This is a genomic window from Rhizobium ecuadorense (assembly GCF_001187535.1).
Lineage (GTDB): Bacteria > Pseudomonadota > Alphaproteobacteria > Rhizobiales > Rhizobiaceae > Rhizobium > Rhizobium ecuadorense.
Genome location: NZ_LFIO01001304.1, coordinates 223340 through 245298, shown reverse-complemented (window position 1 = coordinate 245298; position 21959 = coordinate 223340). Strand labels below are relative to the sequence as shown.

The 21959-nt window shown below is 61.6% G+C and carries 21 protein-coding genes; 12 read left to right on the top strand and 9 right to left on the bottom strand.

Features of this window, described 5'->3' with window-relative positions; all coding sequences use genetic code 11:
- Positions 1-15: 15 nt before the first annotated feature.
- Positions 16-1326: a xylose isomerase gene (gene xylA / locus AF337_RS28425; protein WP_049734780.1), complete on the top strand. Its 1311-nt coding sequence runs from the start codon at positions 16-18 to the stop codon at positions 1324-1326.
- A gap of 60 nt (positions 1327-1386) precedes the next feature.
- Here the strand turns inward: xylA and AF337_RS28420 are convergent, their stop codons facing one another.
- Positions 1387-2418: a LacI family DNA-binding transcriptional regulator gene (locus AF337_RS28420; protein ID WP_049734779.1), complete on the bottom strand. Its 1032-nt coding sequence runs from the start codon at positions 2416-2418 to the stop codon at positions 1387-1389.
- A 272-nt stretch (positions 2419-2690) separates the two neighbouring features.
- Here AF337_RS28420 and AF337_RS28415 point away from each other — a divergent pair, with 272 nt between their 5' ends.
- The 5 genes from AF337_RS28415 (at position 2691) to AF337_RS28395 (ending at position 9005) form a co-directional block, all read left to right on the top strand.
- On the top strand, positions 2691-4217 hold the full coding sequence (locus AF337_RS28415) for a sugar ABC transporter ATP-binding protein (protein ID WP_049734778.1): 1527 nt from the start codon (positions 2691-2693) through the stop codon (positions 4215-4217).
- 59 nt (positions 4218-4276) lie between these two features.
- Positions 4277-5281 (top strand): ABC transporter permease, encoded by a 1005-nt coding sequence (locus AF337_RS28410; protein WP_049734777.1) that lies wholly within the window; start codon positions 4277-4279, stop codon positions 5279-5281.
- A 93-nt stretch (positions 5282-5374) separates the two neighbouring features.
- Entirely contained in the window at positions 5375-6322 is a 948-nt protein-coding gene (locus tag AF337_RS28405) for a substrate-binding domain-containing protein (protein WP_049734776.1), read from the top strand.
- Positions 6323-6570: 248 nt separating this feature from the next.
- Positions 6571-7626: a sugar phosphate isomerase/epimerase family protein gene (locus AF337_RS28400; protein WP_049734775.1), complete on the top strand. Its 1056-nt coding sequence runs from the start codon at positions 6571-6573 to the stop codon at positions 7624-7626.
- Positions 7627-7817: 191 nt separating this feature from the next.
- Positions 7818-9005: a Gfo/Idh/MocA family protein gene (locus AF337_RS28395; protein WP_049734774.1), complete on the top strand. Its 1188-nt coding sequence runs from the start codon at positions 7818-7820 to the stop codon at positions 9003-9005.
- Between the two features lie 75 nt (positions 9006-9080).
- On the opposite strand, the gene AF337_RS28390 is transcribed toward AF337_RS28395, so the two are convergent.
- Positions 9081-9485: a DoxX family protein gene (locus AF337_RS28390; protein ID WP_049734773.1), complete on the bottom strand. Its 405-nt coding sequence runs from the start codon at positions 9483-9485 to the stop codon at positions 9081-9083.
- A gap of 264 nt (positions 9486-9749) precedes the next feature.
- On the opposite strand from AF337_RS28390, the gene AF337_RS28385 reads away from it, so the two are divergent.
- Together AF337_RS28385 and AF337_RS28380 are read left to right on the top strand one after the other, a co-directional pair.
- Positions 9750-11123, top strand: a complete 1374-nt coding sequence (locus AF337_RS28385) for a GH1 family beta-glucosidase (RefSeq protein ID WP_049734772.1) — start codon at positions 9750-9752, stop codon at positions 11121-11123.
- Between the two features lie 114 nt (positions 11124-11237).
- Complete coding sequence (locus AF337_RS28380) at positions 11238-13442, top strand: bifunctional diguanylate cyclase/phosphodiesterase (protein ID WP_049734771.1); 2205 nt, start codon at positions 11238-11240, stop codon at positions 13440-13442.
- 48 nt (positions 13443-13490) lie between these two features.
- Here the strand turns inward: AF337_RS28380 and trhO are convergent, their stop codons facing one another.
- From trhO to AF337_RS28360, 4 genes are all read right to left on the bottom strand, one after another.
- Positions 13491-14420, bottom strand: coding sequence for an oxygen-dependent tRNA uridine(34) hydroxylase TrhO (gene trhO, locus AF337_RS28375; RefSeq protein WP_049734860.1), 930 nt, complete (start codon positions 14418-14420; stop codon positions 13491-13493).
- Positions 14421-14490: 70 nt separating this feature from the next.
- A complete protein-coding gene (locus AF337_RS28370) occupies positions 14491-14967 on the bottom strand; it encodes a VOC family protein (protein ID WP_049734770.1) in 477 nt (158 codons plus the stop codon).
- A gap of 128 nt (positions 14968-15095) precedes the next feature.
- The gene (locus tag AF337_RS28365; protein ID WP_049734769.1) at positions 15096-16004 is read right to left on the bottom strand and encodes a CHAD domain-containing protein; all 909 of its coding nucleotides are present in this window, start codon (positions 16002-16004) and stop codon (positions 15096-15098) included.
- Entirely contained in the window at positions 15982-16470 is a 489-nt protein-coding gene (locus AF337_RS28360; RefSeq protein ID WP_049734768.1) for a CYTH domain-containing protein, read from the bottom strand. Before AF337_RS28360 ends, AF337_RS28365 begins: the two co-directional genes overlap by 23 nt.
- A 166-nt stretch (positions 16471-16636) precedes the next feature.
- On the opposite strand from AF337_RS28360, the gene AF337_RS28355 reads away from it, so the two are divergent.
- The 4 genes from AF337_RS28355 to AF337_RS28340 all read left to right on the top strand — a co-directional run bounded on the left by AF337_RS28355 (position 16637) and on the right by AF337_RS28340 (position 19071).
- Entirely contained in the window at positions 16637-17275 is a 639-nt protein-coding gene (locus AF337_RS28355; protein WP_049734767.1) for a 2-dehydro-3-deoxy-phosphogluconate aldolase, read from the top strand.
- A 113-nt stretch (positions 17276-17388) separates the two neighbouring features.
- Positions 17389-18108 (top strand): tellurite resistance TerB family protein, encoded by a 720-nt coding sequence (locus AF337_RS28350; protein ID WP_049734766.1) that lies wholly within the window; start codon positions 17389-17391, stop codon positions 18106-18108.
- 64 nt (positions 18109-18172) lie between these two features.
- Positions 18173-18868, top strand: a complete 696-nt coding sequence (locus AF337_RS28345) for a GNAT family N-acetyltransferase (RefSeq protein ID WP_049734765.1) — start codon at positions 18173-18175, stop codon at positions 18866-18868.
- Complete coding sequence (locus AF337_RS28340; protein ID WP_049734764.1) at positions 18865-19071, top strand: hypothetical protein; 207 nt, start codon at positions 18865-18867, stop codon at positions 19069-19071. The genes AF337_RS28345 and AF337_RS28340 overlap by 4 nt, the downstream gene beginning before the upstream one ends.
- 2 nt (positions 19072-19073) lie before the next feature.
- Here the strand turns inward: AF337_RS28340 and AF337_RS28335 are convergent, their stop codons facing one another.
- The 3 genes from AF337_RS28335 to AF337_RS28325 form a co-directional block, all read right to left on the bottom strand.
- A complete protein-coding gene (locus AF337_RS28335) occupies positions 19074-20150 on the bottom strand; it encodes a nickel/cobalt transporter (protein WP_049734763.1) in 1077 nt (358 codons plus the stop codon).
- Positions 20144-20785 (bottom strand): DUF1007 family protein, encoded by a 642-nt coding sequence (locus AF337_RS28330; protein WP_049734762.1) that lies wholly within the window; start codon positions 20783-20785, stop codon positions 20144-20146. Before AF337_RS28330 ends, AF337_RS28335 begins: the two co-directional genes overlap by 7 nt.
- Positions 20786-20915: 130 nt before the next feature.
- A complete protein-coding gene (locus AF337_RS28325; RefSeq protein WP_049734761.1) occupies positions 20916-21809 on the bottom strand; it encodes a LysR family transcriptional regulator in 894 nt (297 codons plus the stop codon).
- Positions 21810-21959: the final 150 nt, after the last annotated feature.

The following is a 21959-nucleotide window of genomic DNA, read 5'->3' as shown; positions in this document are numbered from 1 at the left end:
CCAAGGAGACCCAATATGAGCACCGGATTTTTCGGCGATATCCAAAAAGTGAAATATGAAGGCCCCGACAGCACCAATCCGCTGGCCTTCCGCCACTACCAGCCTGATGAAATCGTCATGGGCAAGCGCATGGAAGACCATCTGCGCTTTGCGGTGGCCTATTGGCACACCTTCACCTGGCCGGGCGGCGATCCCTTCGGCGGCCAGACCTTCCTGCGTCCCTGGTTCGAAGACACGATGAAGGCTGCCAAGCTCAAGGCCGACGTCGCCTTCGAATTCTTCTCGCTGCTCGGCGCGCCCTATTACTGCTTCCACGACGCCGACGTGCGTCCTGAAGGCAAAAACTTTGCCGAGAACACCAAAAACCTCAACGAGATCGTCGACTATTTCGCCGAGAAGCAGGCCGCAACCGGCACCAAGCTGCTCTGGGGCACGGCCAACCTCTTCTCTAACCGGCGCTATATGTCGGGTGCTGCGACCAACCCCGATCCTGATGTCTTCGCTTTCGCTGCCGCGACGGTAAAGACCTGCATCGACGCGACGCAGAAGCTCGGCGGCGAGAACTATGTGCTCTGGGGCGGCCGCGAAGGCTACGAAACGCTGCTCAACACCGATCTCAAGCGTGAGCTCGACCAGCTCGGCTGCTTCCTCAACCTCGTCGTCGAATACAAGCATAAGATCGGCTACAAGGGCACGATCCTGATCGAGCCGAAGCCGCAGGAGCCGACCAAGCACCAGTATGATTATGACGTCGCAACCGTCTACGGTTTCCTCAAGAAGCACGGACTTGAAAACGAGGTGAAGCTCAATATCGAGCAGGGCCACGCGATCCTTGCCGGTCACTCCTTCGAGCATGAGCTGGCGCTTGCCAATGCGCTTGGCATCTTCGGCTCGATCGACATGAACCGCAACGACTACCAGTCCGGCTGGGATACCGACCAGTTCCCCAACAACGTTCCCGAAATGGCGCTCGCCTATTATCACGTTCTGGCAGGCGGCGGCTTCAAGACCGGCGGCACCAATTTCGACTCGAAGCTGCGCCGCCAGTCGCTCGATCCGGCGGATCTGCTGATCGGTCATATCGGTGGCATGGATTGCTGCGCCCGCGGCCTGAAGGCCGCTGCCAGGATGATCGAGGACAAGGCTCTGTCGCAGCCGCTCGCCGATCGATATGCAGGCTGGGAATCCGCCGAGGCGCAGAAGCTGTTCCGCGGCGAATATTCGCTGGATGAGATCACCAGCTGGGTCGAGACCAAGGACGTCAACCCGCAGCCGAGATCCGGCAAGCAGGAACTGCTCGAGAACGTCGTCAACCGTTACGTCTGATAAAGCGCGCCGGCGGCCAGCGGTCGCCGGCGCAATTTTTGTAGCCGGCTATGTCTCTGTTCAGCGCTTCAACCAGTTGCGCGACGGTGCGGAGACGGAGTTTCGGACCACCAGGTCCGGCCTCAGCAGGATTTCCGTTTCGGTCGGCCGGCCATCCGATAGGAGCTCCAGCAGCAGCGCCATCGCCTGTTTGCCGATCGCCGTTCGCGGCTGGCGGATTGTCGTCAGCGGCGGGGATATGAAGACGGCCTGCGGCACGTCGTCGAAACCGGTCACCGAAAAATCCCTTGGAATGTCATAACCTCGGGCGCCGAGGCCGACCATGACGCCGATCGCCGTCTGATCGTTGACGCACATGAAGGCTGTGGGAAGCGTGTCGCGCATGAAAAGCTGTTCGACCGCATGCCGGCCGCTTTCGATCGTGCCGTCGCCTTCGAGCACGATCCTCATGTCGGGCGGGACGCCGGCGGCGTCGAGGCCAGCATCGTAACCCATGCGGCGTCTGCTATAGGCAAGCCGGGTGCGCGAATCGCCGATGAAGGCGATCTTGCGATGGCCTTCGGCCAGCAGCAGATCCACTGCCTTCCGGGCGCCCTCGGTATCGTCGACGCCGACATAGGGAATGCCGCCGTTGAAGACGGGCTCGAAAACGCCGACACTCGGCGGCAGCCGCGCCGTCATCGTCTGGTGCCCGAAGGGTAGAATGCCGGTGAACAGGATCAGCCCGGCAGCCTGGTTGGAATTCAGGAATTTCAAATATTCGAGCCCGCGCTGGGCGTCGTTCTGGGTATGGCCGATGAGGATGCCGTAGCCATGCGCGCGCGCCTCGTTTTCCAGCCCGACGAGAATGTTGGAAAAATTGGGGTCGCCGATGTCGGGCGCCACGACGAGGATCATATTGGAGCGGCCGAGCCTCAGGCTGCGGGCCATGGCATTGGTGGTGTAGCCGGTGACGGCGATTGCCTGGTTGACCTTGAGACGGGTGGAGTTGGCGACCTTCTCCGGCATGTGGATCGCCCGGGACACCGTCGCGATGGAGACCTCGGCGATCCGGGCGACGTCTTCGATTGTTGCGGGCGTGGAATTCGACACTGAGCTCTGCCTTGGGCTGTCTTCGCCGCGACACTACACAGACTTGTCGACAGGTCAAAGGCAGGCTTCAACGGATCTGCGTAAATCCACCATGTAAACCTTTACATGCCTGATGTAAAGGTTTACATAAACTCCAAAGCGGACGGGAGCCGCAGCGCACAGCACCCGAAAACAGCAAGCGGTTTTCAGAATGGGAATGTGCGCTAGTTCAAGGTGATGGAGCGGCTCCGGCAGGTTCTGCCGGATGCAAGGCGCTCTTGGGGGAGGGCATGATGACCGTGGAGATCGCCGACACCGCACCCGTGGTGCTGTCCGCCAGGCGTATATGCAAATCCTTCAGCGGCGTTCAGGTGCTTTTCAGCGTCAATTTCGATCTCCGCGCCGGCGAAATCCATGCGTTGATGGGTGAAAACGGCGCCGGCAAATCCACGCTCGTCAAGGTATTGTCTGGTTTCGAACAGCCGAGTTCCGGCGAGATCCTGCTTGACGGCAAGCCTGTCGTCCTGCCGCCCAACGGCGCTGCCGAGGCGCTCGGCATCGTCATCATTCACCAGGAATTCAATCTCGCCGAGCATCTGACCGTGACGGAGAGCCTCTTCCTCGGGCGCGAAGTCACCCGCTTCGGCGTGCTCGACCGCAAATATATGCGCTCGGAGACACGCAAGATTCTCGATGTGCTCGGTTCGCATGTCGATGAGAATGCGCTGATCAGCACGCTGTCCATCGCCGACAAGCAGATGGTCGAGATCGCCAAGGCAATCAGCCGCGATGCGCGGGTTGTCTTCATGGATGAGCCGACCGCCGTCTTGTCGCGGGAAGAGACCAACATGCTGTTCAGGCAGGTCCGCAAACTGCGCGATCAGGGCACCAGCTTCGTCTTCGTTTCGCATAAGCTCGACGAAGTGATGGAATTGACCGATCGCGTCACGGTGCTGCGCGACGGCCAATGGATCAAGACGTCGCCGACATCCATTCTGGATGGAGAATCGATCGCGCAGCTGATGGTCGGCCGCGAACTTTCCAGTCTCTATCCGGCCAAGGTCGAGCCCGATGTCGACGAGGAGGTCGTCTTGAGCGTCGCCTCGGTGTCGACGGGCTATGTCAGGGATGCCAGCTTCGAGGTGCGCAAGGGCGAGATCATCGGTTTTTCCGGCATGATCGGCTCCGGCCGCACCGAGCTGATGGAAGCGATCGCCGGATTGCGGACCCGCCTCGAGGGTGAGGTGATCATCAAGGGCGAAACGGTTCCTTCCGGCGACGTGCACGCCGCCAATCGCTGCGGGCTGGCCTATATGACCAAGGACCGCAAGTCGAAGGGCCTGCTGCTGCGCTCCGGCATGGTCACCAATCTGACGCTGCAATCGCTCGGAAGGCATTCCCGCCGAGGTTATCTCAGCCCCGGCAGTGAAGCGGCCGCGATGGCAAAGGCGAAGCGCCGTTTCGACATCAGGGTTCGCGACGGCAATATCGTCGTCGGCCGGATGTCGGGCGGAAACCAGCAGAAGCTGCTGCTCGCCAAGGTGATGGAGACCGAGCCCGACATCATCATCATCGACGAGCCGACGCGCGGCATCGATGTCGGCACCAAGCAGCAGATCTATCATTTCATCTCGGCGCTCGCCCGGGACGGCCGCTCGATCATCATCGTCTCGTCGGAGATGCCGGAGGTTATCGGCCTCTGCACGCGGGTGGTGGTGATGCGCGAAGGGCACATCGTCGGCGTGCTCGAAGGAGATGAGATCTCCGAGCAGGAGATCATGCGTTACGCCGCCGGGCTGAAGAAGAAGGCGGCGGCCTGAGGGCCGAAGCGGACAGACAAGATGCCCAAAAAAGATGGGACGGGAGGTTGGTTTTGGAAATGAGTGTCAACGAGGAGACCAGGGAGATCCGGCGCCGATCCTGGCGGGATGTCGATCTGCGTGCGGTCGCACCTTTCGTCGCTCTGGCGCTGCTTCTGATCGTCGGAGCCTTGGTCAATCCCAATTTCATCGGCATCACCAACCTTGCCAATGTCGCGACGCGCAGCGCCTTTATCGCCATCATCGCCGTCGGCGCGACCTTCGTGATCTCGGCCGGTGACCTCGATCTGTCGGTGGGCTCTATGGTGGCCTTCGTCGCCAGCCTGATGATCCTGCTGATGAATTCGGGCGCCATTGAAAACCCGGCGCTGATGCTGACGGTCGCTGTGGTTTTCACCATGGTTGCCGGCTCGCTTTGCGGCCTGGCGAATGGCCTGATCACCACGGTGGGCAAGATCGAGCCGTTCATCGCCACGCTCGGCACGATGGGCATCTACCGCGGCCTGACGACATGGCTGTCGCAGGGCGGTGCGATCACCCTGCGTTCCGCCGATATCCAGACGCTCTATCGTCCGGCTTATTTCGGTACGATCGCCGGCGTGCCGGTGCCGATTGCGGTGATTCTGGCGGTGACGGCGGTTGCGGCCTTCATTCTCTACCGCACCCGCTACGGGCGCCATGTCGTCGCAGTCGGGTCGAACAGCGATGTCGCCCGCTATTCCGGTATCGCGGTCAACCGAGTCAGGACGATCGCCTTCGTCATCCAGGGCCTGTGCGTCGCCATTGCCGTGCTGCTCTATGTTCCGCGTCTCGGCTCGACATCGGCGACGACAGGCATCCTGTGGGAGTTGCAGGCGATCACGGCGGTCGTTGTCGGCGGCACGGCGCTGAAAGGCGGTGCCGGCAGGGTCTGGGGCACGATCTGCGGCGCCTTCATTCTCGAACTCGTCGGCAACATCATGCTGCTTTCGAATTTCATCAGCGAGTATCTGATCGGCGCCATCCAGGGTGCGATCATCATCATCGCTATGTTCGTCCAGCGCTCGCTGGTGCGCAAATCATGAATTGACCGGCCGCTTTTGGCCGGGAAATTGATCGGGCTTACAGGGCGTCCGGTCCCGATATGGAAAAGTCCCTGATTATTGGGAGGAAACAGCATGCGTAAATTGATGTTGGGCCTGGCGGTTGCGGCGGTGACATTCGCCGGCGCCGCTCACGCCCAGGATAAAAAATTCACCATCGGCGTCTCCATTCCGGCTGCCGATCACGGCTGGACCTCTGGCGTCGTGTTCCATGCCGAGCGTATTGCCAAGAAGTTGATGGCCGAACATCCTGGTCTCAACGTCATCGTCAAGACCTCGCCGGATGCCGCCAGCCAGGCAAACGCCGTGCAGGATCTCGACACGCAGGGCATCGATGCGCTGGTCATCCTGCCGTCGGATCCCGATCCGCTCGTCAACGCCATCAAGGAAGTCAAGGGCAAGGGCAAGTTCGTCGCGCTCGTCGACCGTGCGCCGTCGAGCAACGACAATTCCGTGCGCGACCTCTATGTCGCCGGCAACAACCCGGCTCTCGGCGAAGTCGCCGGCAAGTACATCAAGGACACCACGCCGGATGCCGAAGTTGTCATCATCCGGGGTCTGCCGATCCCGATCGACCAACAGCGCCAGGACGGTTTCGACAAGGGCATTGCCGGCTCGAACGTCAAGGTTCTCGACCGCCAATACGGCAACTGGAACCGCGACGATGCCTTCAAGGTCATGCAGGATTATCTGACCAAGTACCAGAAGATCGACGTCGTCTGGTGCCAGGACGACGACATGGCCGTCGGCGTTCTGCAGGCGATCGAGCAGGCCAAGCGCACCGACATCAAATATGTCGTCGCCGGCGCCGGTTCCAAGGACATGGTCAAGAAGGTCATGGACGGCGACAAGCTGATCCCGGTCGATGTTCTCTATCCGCCGGCAATGGTCGGCACGGCGATGGAACTGACGGCTGCGGCACTTTACGATCAGGTTCCGGTCCACGGCAATTACATCCTCGACGCGACGCTCGTCACCAAGGACAATGCCAAGGACTTCTACTTCCCGGATTCGCCGTTCTGATCCACCGATTGCAGAGCGCGCCCATTCGAGAGGATGGGCGCGTTTTCATGTTTCCATTCGGCGCGCAGCCGAAAATGCTGCACGTACCTCTTGCCCGCCAAAGTCCGCCATGATTAGCTCGCAGCCATTCGCATCTGGCCTCGCGCCAAATCGGCAGATAAAGGGCGAGGAGGCGCCTTGCGCCCGCCAGATTGCGTGCTACAACATTTCAGAAACGTTTACGGTCGATATTCAGGGAGGAATCTGACATGAAGACGATCAAGGGCCCCGGCCTTTTCCTTGGCCAGTTCGCGGGCGATGCCGCGCCTTTCAATTCCTGGGACGCGATCACCAAATGGGCGGCCGATATCGGCTACAAGGGCGTCCAGGTGCCGACCTGGGCGAGCCAGCTGATCGATCTGAAGAAGGCCGCGACCTCCAAGGATTATTGCGACGAGTTCGCCGGCAAGGCCCGCGAAAACGGCATCGAGATCACGGAACTCTCCACCCATCTGCAGGGTCAGCTCGTCGCCGTTCACCCGGCCTATGACGAAGCCTTCGACGGGTTCGCAGCCCCCGAAGTGCGCGGCAATCCCAAGGCTCGTCAGGAATGGGCGGTCGAGCAGGTCAAGATGGCGCTGACGGCATCGAAGAACCTCGGGCTGAAGGCGCATGCGACCTTCTCCGGCGCGCTCGCCTGGCCCTTCATCTATCCCTGGCCGCAGCGCCCCGCCGGCCTGGTCGAAACAGCCTTCGACGAGCTTGCCCGCCGCTGGACGCCGATCCTCAACCATGCGGATGAGAACGGGATCGACGTCTGCTACGAGATCCACCCGGGTGAGGACCTGCATGACGGCATCACGTTCGAGATGTTCCTGGAGCGGGTGAAGAACCATCCGCGCGCCAACATGCTCTACGATCCCTCACACTATGTCCTGCAGTGCCTCGACTATCTCGACAATATCGACATCTACAAGGACCGCATCAAGATGTTCCACGTCAAGGATGCGGAGTTCAATCCGACCGGGCGCCAGGGCGTCTATGGCGGCTATCAGGGCTGGGTGGAACGGGCCGGCCGCTTCCGCTCGCTCGGCGACGGCCAGGTCGATTTCGGTGCGGTGTTCTCGAAGATGACGGCGAATAATTTCGACGGCTGGGCCGTGGTCGAATGGGAATGCGCGCTGAAGCATCCTGAGGACGGCGCCCGCGAAGGGGCCGAATTCGTCGCCGCCCATATCATCCGCGTCGCTGAGAAAGCCTTCGACGATTTCGCCGGCAGCGGCACGGACCAGGCGGCGAACCGGCGGATGCTGGGGCTTTCCTAAACAGGGCATCTGGTGGGTGCCCCTCACCCTAACCCTCTCCCCGTAAACGGGGAGAGGGGACTTGCCCGACCAAACGTTGAGAGCGGAAAAGACGCTGCGGCATATCCCCTTCGCCCCGCTTGCGGGGAGAAGGTGGCGGCAGCCGGATGAGGGGCGCGCATCCGCACCAGGCTAAATTTCAGGAGGAATCAATGGCAATAGAAGCATCAACGGAACAGACCCGCGAACCGCGCATCCGGCTCGGCATGGTGGGCGGCGGCGCCGGCGCGTTCATCGGGGCGGTGCACCGGATCGCGGCGCGCATCGACGATCAGTACGATCTCATCGCCGGCGCGCTGTCGTCGACGCCTGAGAAGGCCGTTCAGTCCGGCCGCGACCTCGGCCTCGATCCATCGCGGACCTATTCCAGCTACCGCGAAATGGCGATCCGCGAGGCGAAGCTGAAGAACGGCATCGAGGCGGTGGCGATCGTCACGCCGAACCATGTGCATTACGACGCGGCCAAAGAATTCCTGAAGCGCGGCATCCATGTCATCTGCGACAAGCCGCTGACATCCAACCTTGCCGATGCGAAAAAGCTGAAGAAAATTGCCGACGAAAGCGGCGCGCTCTTCGTGCTGACGCATAATTACACCGGTTATCCGATGGTCCGCCATGCGCGCGAGATGATCGCCAACGGCGAACTCGGCGATATAAGAGTCGTCCAGGCCGAATATCCGCAGGATTGGCTGACCGAGGCGGTCGAGCAGACCGGCCAGAAACAGGCCGCCTGGCGCACCGATCCGGCGCAATCCGGCGTCGGCGGCTCCACAGGCGATATCGGCACCCATGCCTATAATCTCGCCGCCTTCATATCGGGCCTGGAACTCGACAGCCTGGCGGCCGATCTCGACAGCTTCGTCCCCGGCCGGCGGCTGGATGACAATGCCCATGTCATGCTGCGCTTCAAGGCGAAGGGTTCGGAGAAGCCGGCTAAGGGCATGCTCTGGTGCAGCCAGGTGGCGCCCGGTCATGAAAACGGCCTGATGGTGCGCGTCTACGGCAGCAAGGGCGGGCTGGAATGGACCCAGAAGGACCCGAACTATCTGTGGTACACGCCGTTCGGCGAGCCGAAGCGGCTGATCACCCGGGGCGGCGCCGGTTCGGGCGCGGCTGCCGGCCGTGTCACCCGCGTGCCGTCAGGACATCCGGAGGGTTATCTCGAGGCCTTTGCGACGATTTACACGGAAGCTGCACATGCGATCAATGCCCGCAAGCAGGGCAAGGCCGTCGACAAGGCGGTGGTCTACCCCACCGTCGATGACGGCGTGAAGGGTGTGGCCTTCGTCGAGGCTTGCGTCGCGTCGTCGAAAAAGAACGGCGCCTGGGTCAAGGTCTGACTTTACCGATCTGCGTCGCCCAATGAAAAACGCCGAGGCGGCTCAAAGCCGCCTCGGCGTTTTCACGTATGCTGATCAGGCCGCAGCAGTGCGGCCACGCTTCAGCAGATTATCGACGCTGAGCGGTCCCGCACCCGCCGCCACCAGATACAGAAACACGAAGCAGAACAGGATCGCCGCGACGCCGCCATTCTGCGCGGGGTAGATGCCCTTCGAGGCATGCCCGATGAAATAGGCGAAAGCCATCAGGCCGGAGAGCACGAAGGCTGCGATCCGGGTCTGGAAACCGACCAGAACCAGGAAACCGAGGGTGAGTTCGATAAGTCCGGCGATCCAGGAAAGCGAGCCCATAGGCGGCACGCTGGCGGCGGCCGGGAAATGCAAGATCTTCTGTGTTCCGTAGCTGAACAGCACAAGTGACGAGACGATGCGCAGCAGGCTCAGCAGATGCGGCTGCAGCAGATGGATCGAAGACAGCATCGGATTCCTTTCATGTTTGCGATATCCTGGCTGTGTCCGCGATCACAGGCGCGACGGCAAGTCACGACTGCTGACATTCGCGTTATGAGGGCAGTCAGAGCGAAAAGCGCCACGGGCCGGGGTGAGGCAGCGCTGCAGTCAGTGCCGATCAATGCTCCGACTGTAACGTTACAGTTTTTCTCCTTCCGGGCCTGTACTTTGCTTTCCGGCTTGGCTAAATCCGAGCGTAAACGGTCCATTCACACGCTGAGACGGGATTTACAGATGATCGATGCGAAGACGCTTGCAGGCCGCCTTCCCGGCGATTTCACCTTCGGCGTCGCCACCGCCGCCTTCCAGATCGAAGGCGCCGGCAAGGCAGACGGGCGCAAGCCCTCCATCTGGGATGCCTTCTGCAATATGCCCGGCCGCGTCTATAATCGCGACAATGGCGACGTCGCCTGCGATCACTACAACCGGCTGGAGCAGGATCTCGATCTCATCAAGGATATGGGTGTCGAAGCCTACCGCTTCTCCATCGCCTGGCCGCGCATCATCCCCGACGGCACGGGTCCGGTGAACGAGGCCGGCCTCGATTTCTACGACCGGCTGGTCGACGGCTGCAAGGCGCGCGGGATCAAGACCTTCGCGACACTCTATCATTGGGACCTGCCGCTGCTGCTTGCCGGCGACGGCGGCTGGACGGCGCGCTCGACCGCCTACGCCTATCAGCGTTATGCCAAGACGGTGATGAACCGTCTCGGCGATCGTCTCGACGCTGTCGCCACCTTCAACGAGCCGTGGTGTATCGTCTGGCTCAGCCATCTCTACGGCATCCACGCCCCGGGCGAGCGCAATATGCAGGCCGCCCTTCACGCCATGCATTATATGAACCTTGCCCACGGTCTCGGCGTCGAGGCGATCCGCTCGGAAGCCCCTGCTGTGCCCGTCGGGCTGGTGCTCAACGCCGCCTCGATCATCCCCGGTTCCGGCAGCCCGGCCGATCTTTCTGCCGCCGAACGTGCGCATCAGTTCCACAACGGCGCCTTCTTCGATCCCGTCTTCAAAGGCGAATATCCGAAGGAATTCGTCGACGCATTCGGTGACCGCATGCCTGTCATCGAAGACGGCGACATGAAGCTCATCAGCCAGAAGCTCGACTGGTGGGGTCTGAATTACTACACGCCCGAGCGGGTTACCGACGATGCCGAGCGTAAGGGCGATTTCCCCTGGACGGTGAAAGCGCTGCCGGCAAGCGACGTCAAGACCGACATCGGCTGGGAAATCTATGCGCCGGGATTGAAGCTCCTGGTCGAGGGCCTTTACCGCCGCTACGAACTGCCGGAATGCTATATCACCGAGAACGGCGCCTGCGACAACACCGGTATCGTCGATGGCGAGGTCGACGATACGATGCGTCTCGACTATCTCGGCGACCATCTCGATGTCGTGGCCGGCCTCATCAAGGACGGCTATCCGATGCGCGGCTATTTCGCCTGGAGCCTAATGGACAATTTCGAATGGGCGGAAGGCTACCGCATGCGCTTCGGTCTCGTCCATGTCGACTATCAGACCCAGCTGCGCACGGTGAAGAAGAGCGGCAAGTGGTATCGCGACGTCGCTACGCAATTCCCGAAGGGCAATCACAAGGCGGGTTAGCTGGGGCTCCCTGAATTTTCCACAAAGAAATAGGCCTTCGCAAATCTTCAACAGGTGGTTGCTTAAACGTTTTTGAACCCTTGACTGGCAAAGTCGGACGGTCAGGGAGTTGTAATGCAGACAGTCGGAAAGTCGCAGAGCAAGGGATTGGGAATAGGCCGCCACATCGCCGTGACCGGCGTGCTTTTTTCCTTTGCCGTTATCGTCGCAGTCGCTACCATCATGGTGCTGACAGCGCTCGAACGCGTGGCCGAAAATTCCAATCTCCTCGATGACGAGCGCTCGCGCGAAACGACGATCGGGGCGTTGAAGACTTTCGAGGACCAACTCGGCGCGACGCTCGACGATTACGCCGCCTGGGACGATGCCGCTGCCAACGTCTATGCGCCCGATGGCATGGCCTGGACGGTGAGCAATTACGGCGAGATGTCGGTCAACAGCGCGCTTTTCGACATGGCGATCGTCATCGATGACGAGAAGAAGCCGATCATGGCTTATCGCGACGGCAAGCCGATGGAGGAACCGCTCGCGGATTTCTTCGCGCCGTCGATCTGGACGCTGTTCGAGACGGCGAAGGCGGCAGGCCCGGCCGCATCGCCCCAAGCGGTCGGTTTCGTCACCACCAAACGCGGTGTTGCCGCTGTCGGTGTCGCCCTGGTGCGGAAAAAATCCGGCGCGCTGGATATGCCCGCCGGGAAGCATCGTTATCTCGTTTTTGCCCGCCATCTCGACAATGACCGGGTGGCCGCGCTTGGCCAGACCTATGTCATCGGCGGGCTGCGGCTGGCGCCGGCAAGCTTCGAGGCCGATTACTTCGTGCCGATCGTCGATCCGGCGGGGACAACGCTCAAAAAACTCGTCTGGACCTCGCGTTCACCCGGTGATGTCGGCTACGCACAGGTGCGGCCGATGGTCATTCAGGCGCTCGGCCTGGTCGGGCTGTTCTTCGTGGTGCTGCTGGTCATCGGCTGGCTTGCCGGCCGCCGGTTGAAGGCCGAGGAAAACAGCGCCCGCGAGGAGGCGCTGCGTGACCGGCTGAGCGGACTTTCCAATCGCGACGGTCTCGGGCTTGCCGTCGACCGCTTCGTCGTCGAGGCGCGCCAGACCAAGCGCAACGTGCTGCTCCTCTATCTCGACCTCGACGGCTTCAAGGAAGTCAATGACAGTTATGGCCACGGCACCGGCGACCAGTTGATCCGCGCGGTTGCGGCCGGGCTCGACGTGCTCATTCCGCAGGGCGCGGTCCTCGCCCGCATCGGCGGCGACGAATTTGCGATCGCCTTTCTCTCGGATGGCGAGAATGCCGCGGCCTTGCAACTTTCCGAGCAGATCCTCGATTTTCTCGTCGAGCCGCTGGAGATCGGCCGTCGTGTCGTCGTCGTCGGGGCCAGCATCGGCATCGCCATGTCGCCTGCCGGCACGATAGGACGCGAGGAACTGGTGCGCCGCTCCGACCTTGCCATGTACAAGGCGAAGGAAGCCGGCCGCGCGCGCATGACACTCTACGATCCGTCGATGGATGCCGATCGGGAGCAGCGCAATGCGCTGGAACTCGATCTCAGGATGGCCATCGAAAGCGGAGACCTGACGCTCGCCTATCAGCCGCTGATCGATGCGGCCTCCTATGCGCCGACCGGCGTCGAGGCGCTGGTCCGCTGGAACCGTCCAGGTCACGGGCCTGTTTCACCCGAGGTGTTCATCCCGATCGCCGAGACCAGCGGCCTCATCGAATCGCTCGGCCTGTTTGTGCTGCGCAAGGCCTGCGAGACAGCCAAGCAATGGCCGGAACTCAACGTCTCGGTCAACGTCTCGCCCGGCCAGTTCCGCAATCCCGCCTTCGCCGATTATGTGCGCTACGTGCTGAAGCAGACGGAGATCGAGGCCGGCCGCATCACGCTCGAGATCACCGAAGGTTATATGATCCAGAATCCGCAGCGCACCCGCCAGTCGATCGAACGGCTGAAGGCGCTGGGGGTCAAGGTGGCGCTCGACGATTTCGGCTCCGGCTTCTCCTCGATCGGTTATCTCAGGCAGTTCGGCTTCGACCGGATCAAGATCGACCGTTCGCTGGTCATGGGGGTGAACGAGGACAAGCGCCAGCGCGAGATGCTGCAGGCGACCGTAGCGCTCGCCCGCTCACTCGACATTCCGGTGACGGCCGAGGGCATCGAGACCGAAGAGCAGGCAATTGCCATGCGCCTCTTCGGCTGCGATTGCCTGCAGGGTTATCTGTTCGGAAAACCGATGACGGCCGATCGGATCACCGAGATGCTGCATGCCGCCGAGCCGGCAGGCCACCGACGCCTCGGCGCAGCCTGACGGGCGCGGAATTCTGTAAAATGAGGTTGATCCGGAAAGGATTCCGACTCAACTGCCGATATGGCGCTGGCCGCGTTTCCGGGCGAGGGCGATCTGGTGCTGCCGCTGACGGTAGCGCAGCCGATCCTCTTCCGTGCGCGTGTGGTAACAATGGCTGCAAGAAACGCCTTCCTCGTAGAGCGGCGAGGTGATTTCCTCTGAGGTGATCGGGTTGCGGCAGGCATGGCACAGCCTGTGTTCGCCTTCCTTCAGCCCGTGCTCGACGGAGACGCGCTCGTCGAAAACGAAGCAGGCGCCGTCCCAGAGACTTTCCTGCTGCGGCACTTCCTCGAGATATTTCAGGATGCCGCCCTTCAGATGATAGACCTCGTCGAAGCCTTCGGCCTTCATGAAAGCCGTGGCCTTCTCGCAGCGTATGCCGCCGGTGCAGTACATGGCGATTTTCGGCTTGTTGTGCAGGCCGGAATTCTGGCGCACCCAATCGGGAAATTCGCGGAAGGTCTTCGTCTTCGGGTCGAGCGCTCCGCGAAAGGTGCCGATTGCCGTCTCGTAATCGTTGCGGGTGTCGATGACGATCGTATCGGGATCGGAGATCAGCGCGTTCCAGTCCTGAGGCGTCACATAGGTGCCGACCACCTTGTTGGGGTCGATATCCTCGACGCCCATGGTGACGATTTCCTTTTTCAGCTTCACCTTCATGCGCAGGAAGGGCATTTTCGAGGCGCGGCTTTCCTTATGCTCCAGCCCCGCAAATTCCGTCTGGGCGCGTAGGAAGGAGAGTACGGCACCAATGCCGGCGTCCGGGCCGGCGATCGTGCCGTTGATGCCCTCATGCGCCAGAAGCAGCGTTCCCTTGACGCCGTTCTCCTCGCAAAGCGCCTGCAGCGGGCTTTGCAGGCTGGCAAAGCGCGGCACGGAAACGAAATGGTAGAGTGCGGCCACGAGGAACGGGCTGGTGTGTGTCAGGCTGTCGGTCATGGGGCCGGAAATACAGAAAATCGGCGGCTCGCGCAATTGCCTTCGCCGATACCCGCCTTGGCTTGAGCGATTACGCTTTCGCCTGCCATTCGGAAAACGGTCGCACGCCAAAGCTTCGGTCGGGAGTGTCGTCGAGGATGCTGATGAATTCGATCGAGTGTCCGTCGGGATCCTTAAAGTAGATAGACAACGCCGGCATCCAGCCGAGAACTACCGGCTCCGTTGCCGGCTCACCAGTAAAGCCGAGAGGCTCGACCCCTTTTGCCTTGAGGAGGGCGGGCGCCTGCAGCACGCCGTCGGCGGTCATGCGGAAGGCGATGTGCAGCCGCATCTTCAGGGGCCCAGTTCCGGTTTCCCAAAGGCCGAGCATGCCGGTCTTCCTGTCATCCACCCAGAGGAAAGCGACTTTGCGCTCCTCGAACAAGGCCGCCGGTTCGAGCCCGACGACATCGCGGTAGAAGTCCGTGGAGGTCTGGAGATCGGCAACGGTCAGATGGGTCTCGTAGAGTCCGAGCAGCTTTGGCGTCGCGGTATTTTCGGCGGTCATTTCTTCCTCGCGGATCAGGTCTCTGCTTTTCGACCGTCGGAGGCTAGGACCTCAAGATTGGTTGAGGTCAATAGGTTTCCTGCGATATTTCAGAGGTGCTGGCGCAATTGAAATTATAACGCCGCCTCTCAACTGCCGGCCGTCAGCCAGAGAAGCTCGATGCGCTGCGCTTCCTCGTCGGGATCATCGGCAAAGACGGCTTCGGCTTTGACAAGCGCTTGGCGCCGGTCTTCCTGCTGGCGAAAGATGATGGCGTCGAGCAGGTGGGCGAGGTCGTCGTTGCGGGTGAAGAGCTGCGGCTCGGCCTCGACCAGTTCGGAAAGGACGGCAAGATCGTGAATGTGGCCGAGATCCTCGACGAGTTCTTTGGCGGCATCTCGCTTGGCCTTCATCGCGCCCGGCCAGATATCGCGCAAAAGGGTGTGATAAAGCCGATAATCATAGGTGCGTTTGCGCAGATTGTGGAAGTCGTCGGCCGATGCCTCGCCGTGGCAGGCTGCAAGCGCTGCCTGCGCCTTCCGGGCGGTGCGGCGCCAGCTCTTTGCCAGCTTGCGGGCATTCTTGCGGTGGCCACCGTTAAATGAGACCGCATCCAGGGCGGTGATCGCCGCCTTCAGAACGTCCGAGGTTTCCGCCAGCCGCTGTTCAAGGCCGCTTTCGGCTTTCGCCATCCAGTCACGGCGGCCTTCAAGAATGGCGACGATACGGCCGAGCGCCTCGCTCTCCTCCGGGTCGCGGGCCGACTGCTGCAGATATTGCGCGGTGCCGATCAGGGCGTTGGCGTCGCGGATCGCCGAAAGCGAACGTGCGACATCGCGCAGCCTGGCATTTTCGCGATCTTGGAAATCCGGCGCCTCGCGAGCCACCAGCCGGTAGAGCGAGCGTAATCGTTTCAGATTCTTGCGGAAGGAATGGATCGCCTCATGCGCGCCGTCCGGCTGTTCTTCGATCAGTGCGATCGCACCGTCCAGCTGTTCCCTCGCGGCGCTGCGGAACTCGCTGGTGAAATCGGCCTTAGGCCGAATGCGATAGGCCATGCCTGTCGTGCCCGTATTCGGTGGCAAGGGCCTGGTTGGAATAGCGGAAATCGCCGGTTACTTCGCGGCCGAGCCAGGCGGGCAGGGCCGGATCGTCGGTTTCCGCCGTCATTTCCACCTCGGCAATCACCAGCCCGCGATGCTCGCCTGTGAAAACGTCGACCTCCCAGACGAAACCTTCATGCGGAACGCGGTAGCGCGTCTTCTCGATGACGATGCCGATCGCGTTCTGCAACAGTTCCTCGGCATCGGCGACAGGGATGTCGTATTCGAATTCGTCACGGGTGATGGCGCTGCGGCCGATCTTGATCGTCAGTCTCGCCTTCCTGCCGTCGAGGGTGCGCACCCGGACGGAACGATCGTCCATCGAGGCGATGTAGCCCTGCTTCAGAACAGACTTCGTCTCGACGGCGGAACGCCATCCATCGCTGCGTACGAGAAATTTCCGCTCGATCTCTTTCGCCATTCCGGTGAACCTTTTGTGACGATCGGGGCACGGTAGCCCAATTTCCAGGGATTTCCTACCCATCTTGTCATGTGAATTGGTTTTACCTCGACAAGGTTCCGCCGGGGCGGTATTCGGGACCAATTCAATCGTTTCAAGCCATCGTTTCAAGGAGGTCGCGCGACCAATGGGTGAGAAAACAGAGAAGCTCCTTTCCATCCTGAAACTCCAGCCGGTCGTTCCGGTCCTGATCGTCGACGATGCCAAGTCGGCCGTGCTGCTCGCCCGCGCGCTTGTGGCGGGCGGCCTGAAGGCGATCGAGATCACGATGCGCACGCCGGCGGCACTCGATGCCGTGCGCGCCGTCGCCGCCGAGGTCGAGGGCGCCGAAGTCGGCGCCGGCACGATCCTGAATGCCGCCCATTGGGAAGCCGCCGTCGAAGCCGGTTCGAAGTTCATCGTCAGCCCGGGCACGACGCAGGAATTGCTCGATGCCGCCGCCGATTCCGATGTGCCGCTGCTTCCCGGCGCTGCGACCGCCAGCGAAGTCATGGCTTTGCGCGAGGAAGGCTACCAGGTGCTGAAGTTCTTCCCGGCAGAGCAGGCCGGTGGCGCCGCTCTTCTCAAGGCGCTCTCCTCACCGCTTGCCGGTACGCTGTTCTGCCCGACGGGCGGCATTTCGCTGAAGAACGCCAGAGATTATCTGTCGCTGCCGAACGTCATCTGCGTGGGCGGCTCCTGGGTGGCGCCGAAGGAAATGGTCGCAGCCGGCGACTGGGCGGGGATTACCCGGCTTGCGGCAGAAGCGGCGGCGCTGAAGGCCTGAGTTTCGGCAGGGAGAGGGGTGAGCCTCACGGCACAATTCCCTCTCCTCTGTTTGTATTCCAACCGTCGCAAACCTATCTACTCCTCCAGATTTAAACAGGGAGATGACAAGGAATGTTCGACGCGAAGAAGCTTCTCGACCAGTTCTTGGGTTCGCAGGTGCCGGGTCTCGGCGGTTCTGTCCGTGACAGGGCGGGCGAGGCCATGCAGACGGCAAAGAACAATCCGATGAAGACCGGTGCGATCGCAGCCGCGCTTCTCGGCACCAAGACCGGCCGGAGTATTGCCGGCAATGCCCTGGCGATCGGCGGTCTGGCCGCCATCGCAGGCCTCGGCTACCAAGCCTACAAGAATTACCAGGCGGGGCAAGCGCCTGCAGCTCCCTCAGATGCGCCCTCGGCAAACAATCCGGTTCTCCTGCCGCCGCCGGTCGAATCCGGTTTTGGGCCGGCGTCGCCTGCCGGCAGCAATGAATTCGTGCTGGTGCTGATCCGCGCGATGATCGCCGCCGCCAAGGCCGACGGCCATATCGATGATGCCGAACGCGCGCTGATCATGGACAAGGTCAAGGCCGCCGATGTCAGCGGCGAGGCTGCGGCCTTCATCGAGCGCGAACTCGCTTCGCCGACGGATATCGATGCGCTCGTCGCTGCGGCGGTGACGGAAGAACAGCGCGTCGAACTCTATACCGCTTCGCGGCTTACCATCGAGCCGGATTCGCGCGCAGAGCGCGGCTATCTCGATCTGCTCGCCGGCAGACTCGGCCTTGCCGACCAGCTGGTCGACCATATCGAGGCGACGGTGTCCTCAGCCAAAGTTACCTTGTCACAGTAACATCTCGGCCGGTTGCCTTTGTCGGGCGGCTGGCCTATCCACTCCTCAGAAAAGAGGTGTGACCATGCGCGATCTTGCAAATTTCAAGGGCTGCCCGGCGCCGAAACCGGTGACGCTGAAGGGCCGTTTCGTCACCGTCGAACCCTATCGGCGCGCCGAACATCTCGAAGCGCTGTGGGACGGGCTCGGCGGCATGGCCATCAACCCACTGCTGCTCTATTTCGCGCAGGACGATTTTTCCGGGATCGAGGATTTCGCCAACTGGCTTGAGGCCGTCTACACCAAGTCCGGCTGGCTCACCCATATCTTCCGCGACAACACCACCGGCAAGATTGTCGGCATGGCGAACTATATGCGTGCTGATCCGGCAAACGGCGTCGTCGAGATCGGCGGGGTGGCGCATGGCGCCGACATGAAGCGATCGCCGCTGTCAACCGAAGTGCATTATCTGATGGCCAAGCATGTGTTCGAGGAGCTCGGCTACCGCCGCTACGAATGGAAATGCGACAATAAGAACGAGGCGAGCAAGACGACGGCCGCACGGTACGGCTTCAGCTTCGAGGGCGTCTTTCGCCAGCACATGATTTCCAAACACCGTAACCGCGACACCGCCTGGTTCTCGATGATCGATAGTGAATGGCCTCTGCTCAACGATGCCTTCGAGGCCTGGCTTTCGCCGGAAAATTTCGACGCCGCCGGCAACCAGATCCGCCGTCTGCAGCATATTCGCGCCGATCTCGAGAAGGAAAGGCTTGCATGAGCCCGGAGAGCCGCTCGCAGGCAACCGCCGCCGCCATCATCCTCCTCGGCGCCGGCCTCGTCCTTTATTTCCTGCCGACTATCGTCCTGTGGATCGGCAATTTCTCGCCGACGCTGGCGATCTTCGTCGGCGTCTGCCTGATCATGGCATTTTTTGCGGTCTTCTGGCTGCGGGCGCGTTACCAGCGCGGCAGGGGCAAATAGGGCTAGCCCTGCAGGGAGGCGCCGAGCAACAGGGCGCCCATCAGGATGACGAGCACGGCACCGAGGATTTCGATGGCGTTGCCGACCCAGACCGAAGCGGTCGAACCGCGTCCGGAGAGGCGGACGGCGGCACTCTTGGCGGTGACGGCAAGGGTGGCGAGCAGGGAAACGGTGATCGCCGTGCCGAGCGACATGGCGGCGACCGACAGCACGCCGCCGAGATAGAGCCCGTTCAGCAGCGAGAAGGTCATGACCAGAAGCGCGCCGGAGCAGGGGCGAAGGCCGACGGCGACGATTGCCGACCAGGCCTCGCGGGCGCTGAACCTGTCGCCGGCGAGCAAGGCGGGATCGGGCACGTGGGCGTTGCCGCAGGTCTCGCAGGCCATGCCGGGAACGAAGGTATGGCCGGCTTCGACGGGCTGCGCCTTGCCGTTGAAGGCATAGGCCTGGCGTTCGGCGGCATTGTCCTTCCAGTCGAGCATCATGCTGACCGGACCGGCTGGCGTCGCCATCAGCCGGCGGCGCGGCATCTTGCCCACCATCGAGCGCAGTTTGCGCAACAGCAGCCATCCGCCGAAGAGAATGACCATGACGAAGCTTGCGATCTCCATCGCGTGGGTCGCCGCCGTCAGCGTGATGCCTGTGCCGCGCAGCACCAGCCAGGCGCCGCCGACCAGCGCCACCGCCACAACGCCCTGGATGAAAGCCGAAATGAAGGAAATCACCACGCCGCGCTTCAGCTCGATCTCGTTGGCGATCATGTAGGAGGAGATGACCGCCTTGCCGTGGCCGGGGCCGGCGGCATGGAAGACGCCGTAGGCGAAGGAGAGGCCGATCAGCGAGGCCAGCTGCCACGGATCCTCGCGCATCGCCTTCAAGGCATCGGTCAGCGCCCGGTAAAAGGCCTGCTGCTCATAGTTCACATAGAGCAAAAGCGGCGCGAGCGGCCCACCGGTCGGCTGGAAGCTCGGCTCCGCCGTGCCGATGCCGAGCGGCGATTGCGCATGGGCGAGGCTTGCCGCCGCCAGAAGCGCCAAGACCGAAGCGGCAAGGATGAACGGCGGGCGTTTCGTCAGCATGTGACCTCCAGCCGGGTGGCGAAGAGTTTGGACATGTTGGTGCCGGTGGGGTCATTGAAGAAGGCGTCGGTCAACGACTGCTTGTTCTGCGAGATCACCTGGTCGGCATCCGGCCGCACCACCTGATGCTTGCAGGCTTTGAAGCCGTCGCCGACGATTGCCAGTTCGTTGTCGGTGGGAAAGTCGATCGAGGTATAGAGCGTCGGGTCGTAGACGCCGAAGCTGAGCCTGCCTTTCAGCGGCATCTTCTCCACCGGCTTGACCGCGAAGAACATCAGCAGCTGGCCGTCCTTGTAATCGACATGGATGATGTCGGGCTTCTGAACCGTGATGTTCTTCCCGTTGATCGTCAGGTTCATGTAGTAATCATATTCGGCAAGCGACTGCTTCACCGTTTTTCCGACCTCCGCGAGCTCGTTCGGCTCCAGCTTCAGATCGGTGTTCTTGTCGAAATCCATGACGACCGAGGAGGAGAAAACCTCGTCGAAACGCCAGACATTGCGCAATTCTTCGACGTTGCCATCCTTGTCGGCCACGACCTCGAGGCGAGCCTCCACGAAAATATGCGGATGGGCAAGAGCGGCGGTCGGCGCCAACGAAACAAGCGCGGCCATCAGTATCGTCGAATATCTCATCTATTCCGCTGCCTGTTCGTGATCCTGACTTCTTGCCAGAAATTGGGACGGAATTGGGACCGGATTCCGTGCCGGATTCAGATAGCCGCGGGTTGGACCGGGGCGCGATGTCGCAGCCGCAGGAGCGGCGCTACGGATGTTTCTTGAACCAGGTGTTGAGGTAATCGACGAAGATCCTGACCTTGGCCGGCAGGTAGCGGCGGTGCGGATAGACGGCATAGATGCCGCGGTCGGTCGGCAGGTAGTCGTTGAACAGCGTCACCAGCTCGCCGCTCTCGATCGGCTTGCGGGCGATGAAGTCAGGGATGAGGGCGATGCCGATGCCGGCAAGGGCCGCGCGCAATGTCGCATGCGGGCTGTTGACTTCCATCGGGCCGGAGACGGCGACGGCGAATGAGGTGTTGTCGGGATTGTGGAAGCGGATGCTCGCCTGGGTGCGCGAATTGGTGTCGATGATGAAGGGAACGTTGGAAATGTCGCTCGGATGCGCGAGATCGGGATGGCGCTCAAGAAAATCGGGGGTGGCGCAGAGATGGACGCGGAAATCGGAGACCTTGCGGGCGATCATGCCGGAATCTTCGAGCTTGCTGATGCGGATCGCCACGTCGAAGCCTTCCTCGATCAGATCGACGAATCGGTCGTCGGCGGCGATCTCCAGCGAAAGATCCGGGTTCTCCCTGGAGAAGTCGATCAGCGACTGGCCGACATCGGCATCGACGAAAGTGCGGGGCACGGATATGCGCAGCCGTCCCTTCAGCTGCGCATTGTTTTCGCGCACGAGATCGGCAAGGTTGTCGATCTCCTTGAGGATATCCGAAGCGCTGCGGTAATAGGTGTGGCCGGCCTCGGTCATGGAGAACTGCCGGGTGGTGCGGTTGAGCAGCAGGGCGCCAAGCTCATCTTCTAGCTCGCGCACATATTTGGAGAGCAGCGCCTTGGAACGGCCGGTGCGTCTGGCGGCGGCGGAAAAGCCTTCGGCCTCGACGACATCGATGAAGGCGCGTATGCGGGTCAAGGTATCCATGAATATCCCTCAGGCTGTATCGGAATGTTGAACAAATCGGCTCGCCCTGTTCAATTATTTTTTTAACCCTGAGATCAAAAAAACGCTTGATTATGAAGGCGAATATTCTTATTTCCACCTCAGCCCAAAGTCGCACGTGCCCATGGGTGT